The sequence below is a fragment of the Paracoccus thiocyanatus genome, assembly GCF_900156255.1.
Lineage (GTDB): Bacteria > Pseudomonadota > Alphaproteobacteria > Rhodobacterales > Rhodobacteraceae > Paracoccus > Paracoccus thiocyanatus.
In genome coordinates this window covers 51,986-67,629 of sequence record NZ_FTMK01000004.1, presented here as the reverse complement: position 1 = coordinate 67,629, position 15,644 = coordinate 51,986, and the positions used below count along the sequence as shown (strand labels likewise).

Annotated in this window: 14 protein-coding genes; 6 read left to right on the top strand and 8 right to left on the bottom strand. The window is 65.3% G+C overall.

Annotated features, from left to right (window positions below; translation table 11 throughout):
* Positions 1-28 precede the first annotated feature (28 nt).
* The 4 genes from F3H32_RS04445 (at position 29) to F3H32_RS04430 (ending at position 5,247) form a co-directional block, all read left to right on the top strand.
* Positions 29-1,030 carry a TAXI family TRAP transporter solute-binding subunit gene (locus F3H32_RS04445; RefSeq protein ID WP_149764755.1) on the top strand — a complete coding sequence of 334 codons (1,002 nt, stop codon included), beginning with the start codon at positions 29-31 and terminating at the stop codon, positions 1,028-1,030.
* A gap of 78 nt (positions 1,031-1,108) precedes the next feature.
* Entirely contained in the window at positions 1,109-3,175 is a 2,067-nt protein-coding gene (locus tag F3H32_RS04440) for a TRAP transporter permease (protein ID WP_149764754.1), read from the top strand.
* Between the two features lie 295 nt (positions 3,176-3,470).
* Entirely contained in the window at positions 3,471-4,481 is a 1,011-nt protein-coding gene (locus F3H32_RS04435) for an aldose epimerase family protein (protein ID WP_149764752.1), read from the top strand.
* Between the two features lie 43 nt (positions 4,482-4,524).
* Positions 4,525-5,247 carry a GntR family transcriptional regulator gene (locus tag F3H32_RS04430; RefSeq protein WP_149764750.1) on the top strand — a complete coding sequence of 241 codons (723 nt, stop codon included), beginning with the start codon at positions 4,525-4,527 and terminating at the stop codon, positions 5,245-5,247.
* 96 nt (positions 5,248-5,343) lie between these two features.
* Here the strand turns inward: F3H32_RS04430 and F3H32_RS04425 are convergent, their stop codons facing one another.
* Positions 5,344-6,786, bottom strand: coding sequence for an aldehyde dehydrogenase family protein (locus tag F3H32_RS04425; RefSeq protein WP_188128589.1), 1,443 nt, complete (start codon positions 6,784-6,786; stop codon positions 5,344-5,346).
* A 158-nt stretch (positions 6,787-6,944) separates the two neighbouring features.
* Here F3H32_RS04425 and F3H32_RS04420 point away from each other — a divergent pair, with 158 nt between their 5' ends.
* Positions 6,945-7,601 (top strand): peroxiredoxin, encoded by a 657-nt coding sequence (locus F3H32_RS04420; RefSeq protein ID WP_149764746.1) that lies wholly within the window; start codon positions 6,945-6,947, stop codon positions 7,599-7,601.
* A gap of 30 nt (positions 7,602-7,631) precedes the next feature.
* Here the strand turns inward: F3H32_RS04420 and F3H32_RS04415 are convergent, their stop codons facing one another.
* Positions 7,632-8,441: a glycosyltransferase family 2 protein gene (locus F3H32_RS04415; RefSeq protein WP_149764745.1), complete on the bottom strand. Its 810-nt coding sequence runs from the start codon at positions 8,439-8,441 to the stop codon at positions 7,632-7,634.
* 15 nt (positions 8,442-8,456) lie between these two features.
* Here F3H32_RS04415 and F3H32_RS04410 point away from each other — a divergent pair, with 15 nt between their 5' ends.
* The gene (locus F3H32_RS04410; protein ID WP_149764743.1) at positions 8,457-9,335 is read left to right on the top strand and encodes a hypothetical protein; all 879 of its coding nucleotides are present in this window, start codon (positions 8,457-8,459) and stop codon (positions 9,333-9,335) included.
* 53 nt (positions 9,336-9,388) lie between these two features.
* Here the strand turns inward: F3H32_RS04410 and pnp are convergent, their stop codons facing one another.
* From pnp to F3H32_RS04380, 6 genes are all read right to left on the bottom strand, one after another.
* The gene (pnp, locus tag F3H32_RS04405; RefSeq protein WP_149764741.1) at positions 9,389-11,536 is read right to left on the bottom strand and encodes a polyribonucleotide nucleotidyltransferase; all 2,148 of its coding nucleotides are present in this window, start codon (positions 11,534-11,536) and stop codon (positions 9,389-9,391) included.
* A gap of 241 nt (positions 11,537-11,777) precedes the next feature.
* Positions 11,778-12,044, bottom strand: coding sequence for a hypothetical protein (locus F3H32_RS04400; protein WP_149764739.1), 267 nt, complete (start codon positions 12,042-12,044; stop codon positions 11,778-11,780).
* Between the two features lie 458 nt (positions 12,045-12,502).
* Positions 12,503-12,772, bottom strand: coding sequence for a 30S ribosomal protein S15 (rpsO, locus tag F3H32_RS04395; protein WP_115754807.1), 270 nt, complete (start codon positions 12,770-12,772; stop codon positions 12,503-12,505).
* Positions 12,773-12,912: 140 nt separating this feature from the next.
* Positions 12,913-13,818 carry a calcium-binding protein gene (locus tag F3H32_RS18150; RefSeq protein ID WP_149764737.1) on the bottom strand — a complete coding sequence of 302 codons (906 nt, stop codon included), beginning with the start codon at positions 13,816-13,818 and terminating at the stop codon, positions 12,913-12,915.
* 99 nt (positions 13,819-13,917) lie between these two features.
* Positions 13,918-14,571 carry a YggS family pyridoxal phosphate-dependent enzyme gene (locus F3H32_RS04385; protein ID WP_149764735.1) on the bottom strand — a complete coding sequence of 218 codons (654 nt, stop codon included), beginning with the start codon at positions 14,569-14,571 and terminating at the stop codon, positions 13,918-13,920.
* Positions 14,572-14,641: 70 nt separating this feature from the next.
* Entirely contained in the window at positions 14,642-15,622 is a 981-nt protein-coding gene (locus tag F3H32_RS04380) for a porin (protein WP_188128583.1), read from the bottom strand.
* Positions 15,623-15,644 lie beyond the last annotated feature (22 nt).

The window sequence follows — 15,644 nt, the reverse complement described above, 5'->3', positions numbered from 1 at the left end:
GCAAGAACCACTCTGACAGGGGAAAATCATGAGTTTCAAAGCACTGTTTGCCGCCGCCGCGATGGCCGCGACCTTTGGCATGGCCGCCGGCGCGCAGGAGATGTCATTCTTCCGCATCGGAACGGGCGGCACGGCCGGCACCTATTACCCGATCGGCGGCCTGATCGCCAACGCGATTTCCAGCCCGCCCGGCTCGCGCGCCTGCGAGGATGGCGGCTCTTGCGGGGTGCCGGGGCTGGTGGCGACGGCGGTGGCCTCGAACGGCTCGGTCGGCAACGTGAACGCCATCAACGGCGGCGCGATGGAGGCCGGGTTCAGCCAATCCGACGTCGCCTATTGGGCGCAGACCGGCACCGGCCTGTGGGAAGGCCAGCCGGCGGTCGAAAAGCTGCGGCTGATCGCCAACCTTTATCCCGAAAGCATCCACCTGGTGGCGCGCAAGGATGCGGGCATCGCCTCGGTCGCCGATCTCAAGGGCAAGCGGGTCTCGCTGGACGAGCCGGGATCGGGCACGCTGGTCGATGCCAAGATCATCCTGGAAGCCTTTGGCCTGTCCGAAGCCGATGTGACGCCCGAATATCTCAAGCCCGACCAGGCGGCGGACCGGATGCGCGACGGGGCGATGGACGCCTTTTTCTTCGTCGGCGGCTACCCGGCCGGCGCCATCGCCGAACTGGCCAGCCAGCATGATGTGACCCTGGTGCCCATCACCGGCCCCGAGGTGGAAAAGCTGCGCGACACCTACAGCTTCTTTGCCACCGACACCGTGCCCGCCGGCACCTATGAGGGGCAGGACGCCGATGTGGCCACGATCTCGGTCGGGGCGCAGCTGGTCACCAACGCCGATCTGTCCGAAGATCTGGTCTATGGCATCACCAAGGCGCTTTACAACGACAACACGCAAAAGCTGTTCGCGGCCGGCCATGCCAAGGGCAAGCTGATCACCCTTGACAGCGCGACCCAGGGCGCGGGCATCCCGTTCCACCCCGGCGCCGAGCGCTTCTACAAAGAAGCGGGCAAGCTGAAGTAACGCTTCCGCCGCCGATCCGGGGGCGCGGACCGCTGCGGTTCGCGCCCCTGTTGCCGACGCGCATTGCAGGAAAACAAGATGACCGACGCACCCCGCGAGCTAACCGACGCACAACTGCGCGCCCTGGAAGAGGAATACGATCCCGAAGCGCGCTTTCGGACGGTGACCCGGCCCATCGCCATCCTGTCCGGCGTCATCCTGTTCCTGCTGTCGGTCTATCACTTCTACACGGCCGGATTCGGCATTCCGCGCGCCACGACCCATCGCGGGCTGCATATGGGCGTGTCGCTGTTCGTGATCTTTCTCAGCTTCTCGGCCCTGGCGCGGAATCGGCACAAGACCGGCGGCTTTGCCGTCCTGGGCGTGCCGGTCACGGATTGGATCCTTGCCATCGGCGGCGCGGTCAGCGCCTTTTACGTGCCCTGGATCTATGACCAGCTTGCCTTCCGGGTCGGCAATCCGCTGCCCATCGACATCGCCATGGGCACGGTGCTGCTCGTGGTGCTGATGGAGGCGGTGCGCCGCTCGATGGGCTGGCCGCTGCCGGTGATCGCCGGGCTGTTCATCGCCTATGCCTATTTCGGCAAGTCGATGCCCGGCATCCTGGTCCATCCCGGCGCGGACTGGTCCAATATCGTCAATCACCTGTATCTGACGTCGCAGGGCATCTATGGCACCGCGCTGGGGGTCATCGCCACCTATGTGTTCCACTTCGTGCTGTTCGGGGTGATGGCGCAAAAGATCGGGCTGGGGCAGTTGTTCATCGACCTGGCCACCGCGCTGACCGGGCGCTACGCCGGCGGGCCGGCCAAGGTCTCGGTCATCTCCTCGGCGATGCTGGGGACGATCTCGGGCTCGTCGATCGCCAATACCGTGACCACGGGCGCGCTGACCATTCCGGCGATGATCAAGATCGGCTTCAAGCGCCATTTCGCCGCCGCGGTCGAGGCCTCGTCCTCGACCGGCGGCCAGATCACCCCGCCGGTCATGGGTGCGGTCGCCTTTCTGATGGTGGAATATCTGGGCATCCCGCTGCGCACCATCCTGATCGCCGCCATCGTCCCGGCCTTCATGCATTTCTTCGGCGTGCTGGTTCAGGTCCACCTGGAGGCCAAGCGCCTGGGCATCCGCGGCTTGCGCGCCGAGGAACTGCCCAAGGCCGGCAAGGTGCTGCGCGAAGGCTGGCTGTCGGTCTTTCCGCTGGTGCTGCTGGTCTGGATGCTGATGTCGGGCCGCACGCCGTTTCTTTCGGCCTTCTGGGCGATCACCGCCTGTATCGCGGTCTATCTGATCCAGCGGGTCATGGCCGCGGGCGTGGTCGAGGGCATCAAGGAAACCGCCGCCGGCCTTTACGAGGGCTTCGTCGCCGGCGCGCGCCAATCGCTGGCCGTGACCGCCGCCGCCGCGCTGGTCGGCGTGGTGATCGGCATCGTCACGCTGACGGGCGTCGGCTTCAAGATCGCCTTCATGGTCACGAGCGTGGCGCAGGACTGGGCCGTGGGGTTGCATCAGTTCCTGACCTTCCTGCCGTTCGAGCTGTTCAGCATCCAGACGCTGACGCTGCTGTTCACCCTGCTGATGACGGCGGTGGTCTGCGTGCTGATGGGCTGCGGGGTGCCGACCACGGCGAACTATATCATCATGGTCGCGGTGGCCGCCCCGGTCCTGGGCATGATGAATGTCGAACCGCTGGTGGCGCATTTCTTCGTCTTCTATTTCGGCGTGCTGGCCGACGTGACGCCGCCGGTGGCGCTGGCCGCCTATGCCGGGGCCGGGATCGCCGGCGCCAACGGGTTCAAGGCCGGCAATACCGCGTTCCGGCTGTCCATGGGCAAGGCGCTGGTGCCTTTCGTCTTCGTCTTCTCGCCCTCGCTTCTGCTGGTCACGCAGTCCTTCACGCTGCCCGACTTCCTGCTGGCCTTTACCGGCTCGGTCCTGGGCATCGTGGCGCTGTCGGCCGCGATCACCAATTGGCTGATGGGTCCGCTGCTGACGATCGAAAGGATCGTGCTGCCCCTGGCCGCGCTGATGCTGATCGCGCCCGAACTCACCTCGACCGTGCTGGGCATGGCGATCCTGGCCGCCGTCGTGCTGCGCCAATACATGGCAGGGGGCGATCGCGGCGGGGCCATACCGGCATCCTGATGGCAAGGGCAAGGGGACGGCAGGCGCGGCCTGGCAAGCCCCGCCGGCCTTACCGCGCAAGGCGGGCGTTGCCCGGCCCCTGCCTGGCCGGCCCGGCCGCAGGCGACATGCCGACAGGGGGCTGGCGGATGCGGGAATTATCGGTAACCTGCGGCAGGTTTCGCCTGCGGGGGAACAGCCCATTCCGAACTCGATCCGATTTTCCGGGGCACAGCCGCCCGATCCCGGCAACCGCCCCGGCCGTCCCCACGCGCCCCGGCTGTCCAGGCAGGCCGGCAGGGCGGGGCACCATGGCATGACGCCCAGGCCATTCGGAACGCTGCCCGATGGCGGGCAGGTCATGCAGGCGACCATTTCGGGCCATGGGCTGACGGCCTCGATCATCACGCTGGGCGCATCGCTCCAGGATCTGCGGCTAGCGGGGATGGGGCACGCGCTGGTGCTGGGCTTTCCCAAGCTGGACCCCTATCTGGGCAAAGGCCGCTATTTCGGCGCGGTGATCGGGCGCTATGCCAATCGCATCGCCCAGGGCCGCGCGGTGATCGACGGCGAGGAATGGCATCTGGACCGCAACCAGGACGACCGCCACATGCTGCATGGCGGCCGCGATGGCTGCGGCACCCGCAACTGGATGCTGGCCGATTGGGACCAAGGTTCGGTGGCGCTGGCCGATTACCTGCCCGCGGGGCATATGGGCTTTCCGGGCGCCATGCTGATCAGGGCGACCTGGTCCATCCTGCCCGGCCCGGTGCTGATGCTGACGATCCTGGCCACTTCCGACGAAGCCACGCTGTGCAACTTTACCCAGCATAGCTATTTCAACCTGGACGGGACGGACAGCATCGCCGATCACCACCTGACCGTCCCGGCCAAACACTACCTGCCGGTGGACGCCGAGATGATCCCGCTTGGCCGCCCCGCCCCGGTCCAGGGCACGCATCTGGACTTTCGCCAGCCGGTGCGACTGGGCGACCGGCTGGACGGGCCGCGCATCGACCACAATCTTTGCCTTGCGTCGCGGCGCCGGATCGTGCCGCGCAAGGTCGCGACGCTTCAGGCCGGCCAGCTTGCGATGACCCTGCGCTCGACCGAGCCGGGGCTTCAGATCCATGCGACAGAACATCTCACCCCCAGGGCGCCCGGCCATGCCGGCCGCCCCTATGGCCGCCATGCCGGTATTGCGCTGGAAACGCAGCTCTGGCCGGATTCGCCGCATAATCCCGGCTATCCCTCGGCGCTGCTGGAGCCGGGACAGCTTTATCGCCAGACCACCGCGATGACCTTTCACCGCCGTTCCGGCAGTTGACGCAAGATCGGGTCACGAACTAATGCGGGGTCAGGGAGGAAACATGGACCGCGCATCGACCCAGACCCATTCCGCGACGCGGGCGCAGGCGCCCTTTGCGGCGCAGCTTCACGCCCGGCTGCGCCAGCGCATCGTCCAAGGCGAACTGCCCCCCGGCGCGCGCCTTTCGGAACAAGAGATCGCCGATGGCTACGCCATGTCGCGCCAACCCGTGCGCGAAGCGTTCATCCGCCTGGCGGGCGAGGGTCTGCTGGAGGTGCGCCCCCAGCGCGGCACCTTCGTCACCCGCATCGACCTGGAATGGGTGCTGTGCACCCGCTTCATCCGCGAATCGGTCGAAGCCGACATCGTGCGCCTTGCGGCATCCCAGGCCCGGCGCCAGGACCACCAGACGCTGTTTGAACAGATCGCCGCGCAAGAGACCCAGGCCGATCCCACGACCCTGGTCCAGTTGGACGAGGAATTTCACGCCACCCTGGCCCGGATCGCCGGCAAGGCCCTGGTCTGGAGCCACTTGCAACAGGTCAAGATGCCGCTGGACCGCGCCCGCCACCTGCTAAGTGCGATCACGCCCAAGGACATCATGCTGGCCCAGCATCGCAGCGTGGCCGAGGCAATCGCCGCCGGCGACCCCGATGCGGCCGAAGCGGCGATGCGGCTGCATCTGCGCCGGGTGCTTCTGGACCTGCCGGGGGTGCTGCGGCTGTCGCCGGATTATTTCACCAGCACCGATTCCTTCGCCGCAACACTCGCCGCGCAAGCCTGACGCCAGCGCAAAGCGCCAGGCCCATTGCGCGCCGGGCGGGCTGTCCCGCCGCCATCCGGCCAGGACATGGGCCGCCCCCTTGGACGGCCCTGCCGGTTACGCTTCGGGGTCCCAGCCGCTGATCTGCTTGCTGTCCATGAACTCCTCCAGCCCCCAAACGCCACCCTCGCGCGCCCGGCCCGACGCCTTGACGCCGCCAAAGGCCGCGCCCCTGCCCCGGCTTTGGCCGTTCGTCTCGACCATGCCGGCGCGCAATTGCCGGGCCAGCCGGTTGCGGCGCGCCCCGTCCTGGGTCTGGACATAGTTCGTCAGCCCATAGATCGTGTCATTGGCGATCGCGACCGCCTCTTCCTCGGTGTCGAAGGGCATGATCGACAGCACCGGGCCAAAGATTTCCTGCCGGGCGATGGTCATGTCCGGGGTCACGTCGGCAAAGACCGTCGGACGCACGAAATAGCCGCGATTGACGCCTTCGGGCAGGCCGGTTCCGCCGGCGACCAGGCGGGCGCCTTGGTCGATGCCGGTCTGGATCAGCTCCTGGATCTTGTCCCATTGCTGCTTGCTGACCACCGGGCCGATATGGCGGCCGGGCTGGTGCGCGCTGGCCACGGCGGTTTCCTCGGCCACCTTGCGGGCCTGCTCGACCGCGGTTTCGTAAAAGGACCGCTCGACCAGCATTCGGGTCGGGGCGTTGCAGCTTTGCCCGCTATTGTTGAAGCAATGCCGCGCGCCCCGTGTCACCGCCTTTTCGTCGGCATCGGCAAAGACCAGGTTCGCCCCCTTGCCGCCCAGTTCCAGCGCCACCTTTTTCAGCGTATCGGCCGCCGCCTTGGTGATGGCGATGCCCGCGCGGGTCGAGCCGGTAAAGCTGATCATGTCCACGTCGGGATGCACCGAAAGCTGCGAACCCACGCCCGCGCCGTCGCCGTTCACCATGTTGTAGACGCCCGGCGGCAGCCCGGCCTCGTCCACGATCTCGGTAAAGACGACCGAGGACAGGGGCGCGATCTCGCTGGGTTTCAGCACCAGCGTATTGCCGGCCAGCAGGGCCGGGATCACCTTCAGCGTGACCTGGTTCATCGGCCAGTTCCAGGGGGTGATCAGCCCGACCACGCCCACCGGCTCCCACGCGACCATGCTGGTGGGGGTATCGGGGCGCAGGGGGCGGATGAAGTCAAAGCCCTTGAACGCCTCGATGAAGGTTTCGATGTGATAGCTGCCGGCGGCGGTCTGGTCGGCCAGCGCCATGTCCTGCGGCGCGCCCATCTCGGCGCTGATGGCGGCGGCCATGTCGGGGGCGCGGCGTTTGTAGATGTCCAGGATCTTCTGGACATAGGCCAGCCGCTGGGCGGGGGGCGTCGCGGCCCAGGCCGGGAAGGCCGCCTTGGCCGCCGCCACCGCCGCATCCGTATCCGCCTGGTCGCCCAGGCTGATCACCGCCACCGGCTCTTCGGTCGAGGGGTCGATGACCTCCAGGTCGCGGGGCTGGCGGGGCGCCACCCAGGCGCCGCCGATGTAGAAATTCCGCTTGTCGGCCAGTCCGCTCATCAAAGCCTCCTTTTGATCTGGGATTGGCCGCAGACTGGCACCCGCGCGGGCGGGCTGCAAGCCGGGCGATTAACACGACTGAACGCATCAGGTTGGACAATCCGCCGCAGATGCCTATCTTGTCGCCAAACCAACCGAAAGGATCCGACATGTCCCTGCGCCTCAATGACACCGCGCCTGATTTCACTGCCGATTCCACCGAAGGGCCGATCAGCTTTCACGACTGGGTCGGCGACAGCTATGCGATCCTGTTCTCGCATCCGCGGGATTTCACCCCGGTCTGCACCACGGAATTCGGCGCCGTCGCCCAGCTTGTGCCCGAGTTCGAGAAGCGGGGCACCAAGGTTCTGGGCGTTTCGGTCGATTCGGTCGAGGATCACGGCAAATGGAAGGCGGACATCGAAAAGGTCGCCGGCACCCCGGCGAATTTCGCCATCATCGACGACACCTCGCTGACGGTGTCCAAGGCTTACGACATGCTGCCGGCGGATTTCTACCTGCCGGGCGCGGACCGCACCCCGGCGCATTCGGCGACGGTGCGCACGGTGTTCATCATCGGCCCCGACAAGAAGGTCCGGCTGACCATGTCCTATCCGATGTCGGTGGGCCGCAACTTTGCCGAGATCGTGCGGGCGCTGGACGCGGTGCAAAAGACCGACGGCGTGCCGCTGGCCACCCCCGCGAACTGGATGCCGGGCCAGGACGTGATCGTGGCGCTGTCGCTGGACGACGCGGCGGCCGAGGCGAAATACGGCCAGTTGAACAAGACCCTGCCCTATCTGCGCTTTGCCAAGGATCCGGCGTAAGCTGGGCGCGGGCGGGGCGTTCTGCCCCACCTAATACCTGCCGACATCGGTTGGCTCGACCGGCGGAACCCGACTGATCGCCGCGTTTTCATAGCGCTTTGCCTCGGTCAGGAAGGAATAGATCGCGCCCTGCATGCTATGGGTGAAGCCCAGCCAGCCGCAGCGCCACATGCCATGGCCGAAATACCATTTCAGAAAGAACAGAAACGGGCTGGCCAGCATCTTCCAGGGACGGGGCGGCTGGCCGCGCCGGGCCTTCATTTCCGCCTTGAGCGATGAATACTTGTTCTTTTTCTCCATCTGCTCGTGCAGCGACAACGGGCTGAAATGCAAAAGCCCGCCAGGCTGCGCCTTGCGCACCGGGCCGTCGATGGCGATGCCCTCATGCACCAGATCGGTCGGATCAAAGCGCCCGCGCCCGCGTCGGAACAGCCGGTTGTGATAACGCTCATGCGCGGCGGGCGGCACGAAGCCATAGCCGGGCAGATAGTCATAGCGCGTCAGCCGCCAGCCATTCACGCCCTCCTGCGCCAGCAGGCCGGGAAAGATCTTGGCCAGCTTCGGGCTGACCCGCTCATCGCTGTCGATGCTTAGGCACCAGTCCTGACTGCACTGATCCAGGGCGAACTGCTTTTGCGCGCCAAAGCCGCGCCAGGGCTCGTGCAGGATGTTCAGCGGCAGCCCTTCTTCGCGCAGCTTTTGCAAGATCGCCAGCGTGCCGTCGGTCGAGCCGGAATCGACCACGACGATCTCGGCGCAAAAGGCAACGCTGCGGATGCAGTTCTCGATCACGCGCTCTTCGTTCTGGCAGACGATGAAGGCAGAAACGGGTAAGGTCATTCATACTGCCCTTTCTTGGTTGAAGACGCTGGACAAGTCGCGGACCTTGCCAAGCGCATCAGGACCAAGCAATCTGGCAAGTCAAGGGCCGCATCGGGAAGGCTCGAAAGATGCCCCGCCAAACAGCGGCCGAGCAAACACCCTTTCAGGAGCTATCTGATGCGGAGAAAAACCCGGATCGAGCGGTTTCTGTCTTGGAACCAGCATCGAAGGCGCCTTGGCGCTCGCAAGTTCATGCGCGATTCCGAGCCCTTCGAGCAGATGAAGACCGCACTTATCGCGGCGGGACCGGCCAGCCAATCCTGGAAATCCCAGCGCGATCTGGGCGAACATTTTGACAAGCTGCGCGCCGAATTTTCCGGCCAGCCCGAACTAATGTTCCATCACGCAAAACTGATTGTGCTGATCCGCCGCCGCGTAGCGCCCCAGCAAAATTATGCCCACTTCCGGCAACTCTGGGATGCGGAATGCGATTTCCTTGCGGAAACGCTGAACATCCGCTGGCTGACTTCGGCCGCGGACACGTTCGTTGAACTCGACCCGCGGCCCGAGGTGCGCGGGGCGGGCATGCTGGCCTCGTTACTGGCGAACATGGTCAAGATCGCCGAGACCGAGCGATGGCTGACTAATAGCCAGGACCAGCCCATCTTGCCGGAGCGCATTACCGAACTGCGCCAGCGGATGGTGCCGCTGTTCGAAGGCATGTCCTGCTTCGCCGCCGGCCAGGATGATACGCTTTACAATCTCTATTGGCGGTTGAAGCCATTCTTCGACGTGCGCCCCACCGGCGTAATCCTGCACGGCATTTATAACCGGCTTCAGGATGCCGATACGGTTTTTGCCCGGCTGCGCGCCGTGCATCGACTGAAAAAGACCGAATGGTGGGAAAGCTGAAAAGAAAAGCGGAGCCCACAGGCTCCGCTTGATCCGTTTTCCTAAACGAAGCGTCAGCCCTCGGCCGATTCCTCTTTCTTCTCCGGCGAAATCTCCTCGCCGGTTTCCTGGTCGACCATCTTCATGCCCAGGCGCACCTTGCCGCGGTCGTCAAAGCCCAGCAGCTTGACCTTGACCTCCTGGCCTTCCTTCAGCACCTCGTTGGGGTGGTTCAGGCGCTTGCCCGCGATCTGGCTGACATGCACCAGCCCGTCGCGCTTGCCGAAGAAGTTCACGAAGGCGCCGAAATCGACCAGTTTCACCACCTTGCCGGTATAGACCTTGCCCTCTTCGGGTTCGGCCACGATCGAATGGATCATGTCATAGGCCTTCTTGATCGAATCGGCATTGGCCGAGGCGATCTTGATGGTGCCGTCGTCGCTGATGTCGACTTTCGCGCCCGAGGTTTCCACGATCTCGCGGATCACCTTGCCGCCCGAGCCGATCACTTCGCGGATCTTGTCGGTCGGGATGGTCATCGTCTCGATGCGCGGGGCGTGGGCGCTGAACTCGCGCCGGCCCTCGGTCAGGGCCTTGGACATCTCGGCCAGGATGTGCAGCCGGCCATCGCGGGCCTGGGCCAGCGCCTGTTCCATGATCTCGGGCGTGATGCCCGCGACCTTGATGTCCATTTGCAGGCTGGTGATGCCGTTTTCGGTGCCCGCGACCTTGAAGTCCATGTCGCCCAGGTGGTCCTCGTCGCCCAGGATGTCGGTCAGCACCGCCCAGCGGCCGTCCTCTTCCAGGATCAGGCCCATGGCGACGCCGGCCACCGGCGCTTTCAGCGGCACGCCCGCATCCATCATCGACAGCGACCCGCCGCAGACCGAGGCCATCGAGGACGAGCCGTTCGATTCGGTGATCTCGCTGACGACGCGGATGGTATAGGGGAAATCGGTCGGCGCCGGCAGCACGGCTTGCAGCGCGCGCCAGGCCAGCTTGCCATGGCCGATCTCGCGGCGGCCGGGGCTGCCCACGCGGCCCACCTCGCCCACCGAATAGGGCGGGAAGTTGTAATGCAGCAGGAAGTTGCTGCGGCTGTTGCCATGCAGCGCGTCGATGATCTGTTCATCATCGCCGGTGCCCAGCGTGGTCACGACCAGCGCCTGGGTTTCGCCGCGGGTGAACAGCGACGAGCCATGGGTGCGCGGCAGGAAGCCCACTTCGCAGTCGATGGGGCGGATGGTCTTGTTGTCGCGGCCGTCGATACGCGGGCGGCCGTCGATGATGCCGCCGCGCAGGATGCCCGATTCCAGCTTTTTCAGCGCCGAGCCCAGGTTGGGGTCCAGCCGCTGATCCTCGGACAGGCCGGCCAGCACCTTGGCCTTGGCGGCCTCGATGGCGTCGCGGCGCTCGCCCTTGTCGTGGATGGCATAGGCGGCGCGCATGTCGTCCTCGCCCAGCGATTTCACCTGGGCGTAAAGCGCGCTGTAATCCGGCGAGGCAAAGTCGAAGGGTTCCTTCGCCGCAGCTTCGGCCAGGTCGATGATCAGGTCGATGACCGGCTGCATGGCCTCGTGGCCGAACTTGACCGCGCCCAGCATCTCGGCCTCGGTCAGTTCATAGGCTTCCGATTCGACCATCATCACCGCGTCGCGGGTGCCGGCGACGACCAGATCCAGCCGCTGCTCGGGATTGCCGCGCAGATGGTCCATGTCCTGCACTTCGGGGTTCAGGACATATTCGCCATTGGCAAAGCCCACGCGGGCGGCGGCGATCGGACCCATGAAGGGCACGCCGGAAATCGTCAGCGCGGCCGAGGCAGCGATCATGGCCACGATATCGGGATCGTTGACCAGGTCGTGGCTCAGCACCGTGCACATCACCAGCACTTCATGCTTGAAGCCGGGGACGAACAGCGGGCGGATCGGCCGGTCGATCAGGCGCGCAGTCAGCGTTTCCTTTTCCGAAGGACGGGCTTCGCGCTTGAAGAAACCGCCGGGGATCTTGCCGGCGGCATAGTATTTTTCCTGGTAATGCACCGTCAGGGGGAAGAAGTCCTGGCCGGGCTTGGGTTCTTTCGCGAAAGTGACGTTGGCCATCACGCTGGTCTCGCCCAAGGTGGCGATGACCGAGCCGTCGGCCTGACGGGCAACCTTGCCCGTTTCCAGCGTGAGCGTTTCCTGGCCCCACTGGATGGATTTCTTCACTTCATCAAACATCTGGTTTCCTCTGGCGGCGCGCCGGCCCTTCCGGTCGCGCGCCCTGTGTCAAATGGCGGCCCCATTGCCGCCGCCCCTATCCTTCGCATGTGCCCAGGGGCCTGGCGTCACGTCACAGATGGGCACGGCCCATACAGGAAAACAGGGGATTTGGAAAGTGGTTTACCGCGGGCCGATATCCGGACGGGGGTCCTGTTTAGCTGCCAGGGGCGGGTGTCGCCCCCGGCGTTGGCGGGGCCGGTCAGGCCGTGGCCAGCGTTCTCGGCACGGCGGCCTTGGGTTCGGCCGTCGCCTCGGCCGGCCATGCCGGGCTGTCGATCACGGCGACGCGCTTGACCACATCCTGCGCCATTTCCTTGGCCTGTGCCGCGATCGCCCAGGACCGGAACAGCGCCTCGGCATCGGGGCCGGGCGGGACAAGGGCCTGCTGCGACCGCGCAGGTTCGGCCTTTTCTGCCGCGCCGACCGTGCGGTTGGCAAAGGGTTGGGGTGCCAGGCTTGGGGGCACGGTTGGCAGGGTTCCGGCGGCCGGGGCCGCCGTCCCGGCACCTGTCTGCCCGGCACCGTCCAAGGGAACGCTGGCGCCCGTCGGCGCAGGCGCAGCGGCCACCGCGATTTCCGGGGCGGGAGTTGCAGCCGCCTGCGGCGAAAGATCCAGGCGCGCCGCGTTGCCCGTCGCCGTCTGGGGGCTTTGCGACGAACCAAGAAGCTTGCCCAACCCATCCGTCAAGCTGGTCAGGACCGAAGAAGGGGTCGGCGGAGGGATGGTGGGCTTGAAAAACGAACCGATTAACATTGCAATCTCCATTTTGCGGACAAATTGCAGATTAGTTTACGGCCTTTAAGAATCCAGAAGGACAATAGCTTGGATTTTAAGGGTTTTATCCGCCCCTGGACCAGGACAGCAAAACGCCCGCGGCTTGGGCGCGGGCGTTGCAAGGCTTGGCTGCGGTTCAGCGCCGGCTGTCAGCGGCGCAGGCCCAGCTTGGCGATCAGCACGTTGTAGCGGGCTTCGTTCTTGCCCTTCAGATAGTCCAGCAGCTTGCGGCGCTGCGCGACCAGTTTCAGCAGACCACGACGCGAATGGTTGTCCTTCTTGTGGGTCTTGAAATGCTCGGTCAGGGTCGAGATGCGCGACGACAGGACCGCAACCTGGACCTCGGGCGAGCCGGTGTCGCCTTTCTTGGTCGCAAATTCCGTCATCAGGCGATTCTTTTCCTCAACAGTAATCGACATCGGGGTCTCCTTTCAGGATCAAGGGGTTATGGCTCTGGCCGGGATGTCGTCCAGCACAGGCCCGTGGAGAGCTCCGCCGGAAGTCCCAGCGGATGGGCGCGTATAGGCGCAAACCGACGAAAAGGAAAGCGCTTTCTGGCCTAGCCCGGCGGCGCGATCCGGGTCAGGGCGATGTCATCCGCGCGCAGCCCCTGGGCCTGAAGCAGCCGGGCCACGGGCTGCCCGTCCAGGCGAATCAGCGCCGATCCGTCGCTGTCGCGTTCCAGCGTCACCTTGGGCAAGGCACCGTCGGCACGGTCCTGATAGGCCAGTTCGATCCGGTCCTGGCTGGCGTCGAAATCGGCGATCACCGGCAGCTTGTCGCCGGGATCTTCCAGCGCCGCGGCCGGTGGAGAGAGCAGGAACAGATCCTCGTCCGCGCCGCCTTCGGAAAAATCGCCCAGGCCGGGTTGCAGCGTGTCCCGCCCGGCCCCGCCATGCATCCAGGCCCGTTCGGGATCGTCCGAGCCGATCAGCAGATCGTCGCCATCGCCGCCGTCCAGGTCGCTTTCGCCCGGCCCGGCGATCAGCGTGTCGTTGCCGGCATTGCCCGAGATCCAGTCCTGGCCTTCGCCCCCGGTCAGCAGATCGTCGCCATCGCCGCCCAAGATGGTGTCGTTGCCGGGGCCGCCATGCACGGTGTCGTTGGCGTTCTGTCCCGCCAGGTAATCGTCGCCCGCGCCGCCTTCGATGGAATCGTCGCCGCCGGGGCCGAAATCGCCGTCGCCATAGATCGAGTCGGCGCCGTCGCCGCCCAGCAGCGTGTCGCCGCCCTGCCCGCCATGCAGATCGTCATTGCCGCCATAGCCCGACAACAGGTCGTCGCCATCGCCGCCGACAAGCCAGTCACTGCCTTCGGTCCCGTCGGCCGCCAGCCCCTGCGGCCGGGGCGGTTCATCGGGATCGGCGTCGGAATTGCCGTCCGCATCGGCGGCGCGGGTGGTCCCGGTCACATCGGTGGCAAGACCGGCAAGAAACAGGCTGACGATACTGCTGATCAACAACATGACGGGCACCCAAACGAATCACATAAACCCAAAACAACACATACCGCCCCCGCCAGGGCGCCGCATCATCATTACTAATAAAGCCTTAACGACCGGCGGTCAGCGATAATCGCGCGCGCCAAAGATCGCGCTGCCGACGCGGATATGGGTGGCGCCCTGGGCGATGGCGGTTTCGAAATCGGCGCTCATGCCCATGGACAGGCCGGCAAGCCCGTTGCGGGCGGCCATCTGGCGCAGGGTGCGGAAATGCGGGACGGGGTCGCCGCCTTCGGGGGGGATGCACATCAGCCCGGTGATCGCCAGGTCCATCGCCAGGCATTGGGCGACAAAGGCATCGGCTTCGTCGGGCAGGATGCCGGCCTTTTGCGGCTCGGCGCCGGTGTTCACCTGAACGAAAAGCTGCGGACAGGAACCGCGCGCCTGCACCTGCCGCGCCAGTTTCCCGGCAAGCGAGGGACGGTCGAGCGTGTGGATGGCGTCGAATAGATCAAGCGCCTGCTTCAGCTTGTTGGTCTGCAAGGGGCCGATCATGTGCAACTGGATACCGGGGAAACTCTCGCGCCAGGCGGGCCATTTCCCCGCGGCTTCCTGCACGTAGTTTTCGCCGAATACGCGATGGCCGGCCGCCAGCACCGCCTCGACCCGTTCGGGGGGCTGCACCTTGCTGACGGCGATCAGCGTAACCTCGCCCGCAGCGCGCCCGGCGGCTTGTTCGGCCGCACTGATGCGGCGCCTGATGTCATCCAGTTCCATGGCGGCATGATTCCCAAAAGAAAAGAGCGGGCGCAAGGCCCGCTCTTTGCCGTTTCCGTATCCCGAAGGATCAGAAATCGAAGCGAACGCCCATGTCGGCGGTCACGTTTTCAGCATAGTCGCGCTGGAGCGAGGCACCCAGACGAGCGCCGCCCAGATCGTAGTTCACACCAATACCGAACGCATTGTCGGTTTCGTTGCTGTCGCGGTTGTTGTTGGCGACATAGGCTTCGATGTTGGTGCGGCCATCGGCCAGGGTGTAGTCGCCGTAAAGGGCGATGGTGTCCCCAACAGAAGCGTATTCGGTGTCGTCTTCGTCATTGGTGGTGACGTAGTTCAGACCGACGCGGGCGTTTTCCATGACGGCATAACGCGCGCCGAGGAAGAAGATGTCGTTGCCGTCGATGCCAGCACCATTCCAGGTGGCGGCGGCCGACAGTTCCAGCACGTCGTTCCAGGTGTAGTCAGCCACCAGGCCGAATTCCTTCTCGTCCACGCCGGCATCTGCAGCGTAGTCATGCTTCTGGTCGGGGTCGATGTAGGAGGCGCGCAGCTTCAGGTTGTCGATGCTGTAGATCGCAGCAACGCCCACGCGATCCTGGTATCCCAGGTCGTAATACTGCGGCTCGTAGGCGAAGAAGTTGCCGGCCACGGCGCTGAAGCCCACCGAGCGGTCAAAGGCGCCAAGTTCAGTCGCGTAGATCAGGCCGCTGTTGTCCATCGCGGTGTCGACGTTGCCGACTTCGACGGTCAGGCCTTGGGCGCTGATCCACAGTTTGCCGGGGTTCGCGACGGCACCTTCTTCACCTTGGTTCCACTGAAGGCGGAAGCGCGCACCGAAGTCGACGCCGGAATCGGTCGAGGTCGAGGCGTCGATGTTCATCCGCAGACGGCTAGCGACCAGGGTCTCGTTCAGGCCAGCAGCGTCTTGAGCAGCGGTGTTCTCGTAATAGATCACACCGGTCCGGCCATAGCCGGAGATGGTCACGTCGGCGGCGGCAACGCCCGCGGTCAGGACCAGCGCGGTGGAGGCGATAAGAGCCTTTTTCATGGTGTTTCCCTCTTGTCTCTCT

Excerpts from the sequence above, each read along its gene's own strand:
- F3H32_RS18150 (WP_149764737.1), bottom strand. The coding sequence starts at position 13,818 with ATGTTGTTGATCAGCAGTATCGTCAGCCTGTTTCTTGCCGGTCTTGCC.
- F3H32_RS04415 (WP_149764745.1), bottom strand. The coding sequence starts at position 8,441 with ATGACCTTACCCGTTTCTGCCTTCATCGTCTGCCAGAACGAAGAGCGC.
- F3H32_RS04380 (WP_188128583.1), bottom strand. The coding sequence starts at position 15,622 with ATGAAAAAGGCTCTTATCGCCTCCACCGCGCTGGTCCTGACCGCGGGC.
- F3H32_RS04435 (WP_149764752.1), top strand. The coding sequence starts at position 3,471 with ATGACGCCCAGGCCATTCGGAACGCTGCCCGATGGCGGGCAGGTCATG.
- F3H32_RS04440 (WP_149764754.1), top strand. The coding sequence starts at position 1,109 with ATGACCGACGCACCCCGCGAGCTAACCGACGCACAACTGCGCGCCCTG.
- F3H32_RS04430 (WP_149764750.1), top strand. The coding sequence starts at position 4,525 with ATGGACCGCGCATCGACCCAGACCCATTCCGCGACGCGGGCGCAGGCG.
- F3H32_RS04445 (WP_149764755.1), top strand. The coding sequence starts at position 29 with ATGAGTTTCAAAGCACTGTTTGCCGCCGCCGCGATGGCCGCGACCTTT.
- pnp (WP_149764741.1), bottom strand. The coding sequence starts at position 11,536 with ATGTTTGATGAAGTGAAGAAATCCATCCAGTGGGGCCAGGAAACGCTC.
- rpsO (WP_115754807.1), bottom strand. The coding sequence starts at position 12,772 with ATGTCGATTACTGTTGAGGAAAAGAATCGCCTGATGACGGAATTTGCG.
- F3H32_RS04420 (WP_149764746.1), top strand. The coding sequence starts at position 6,945 with ATGTCCCTGCGCCTCAATGACACCGCGCCTGATTTCACTGCCGATTCC.
- F3H32_RS04385 (WP_149764735.1), bottom strand. The coding sequence starts at position 14,571 with ATGGAACTGGATGACATCAGGCGCCGCATCAGTGCGGCCGAACAAGCC.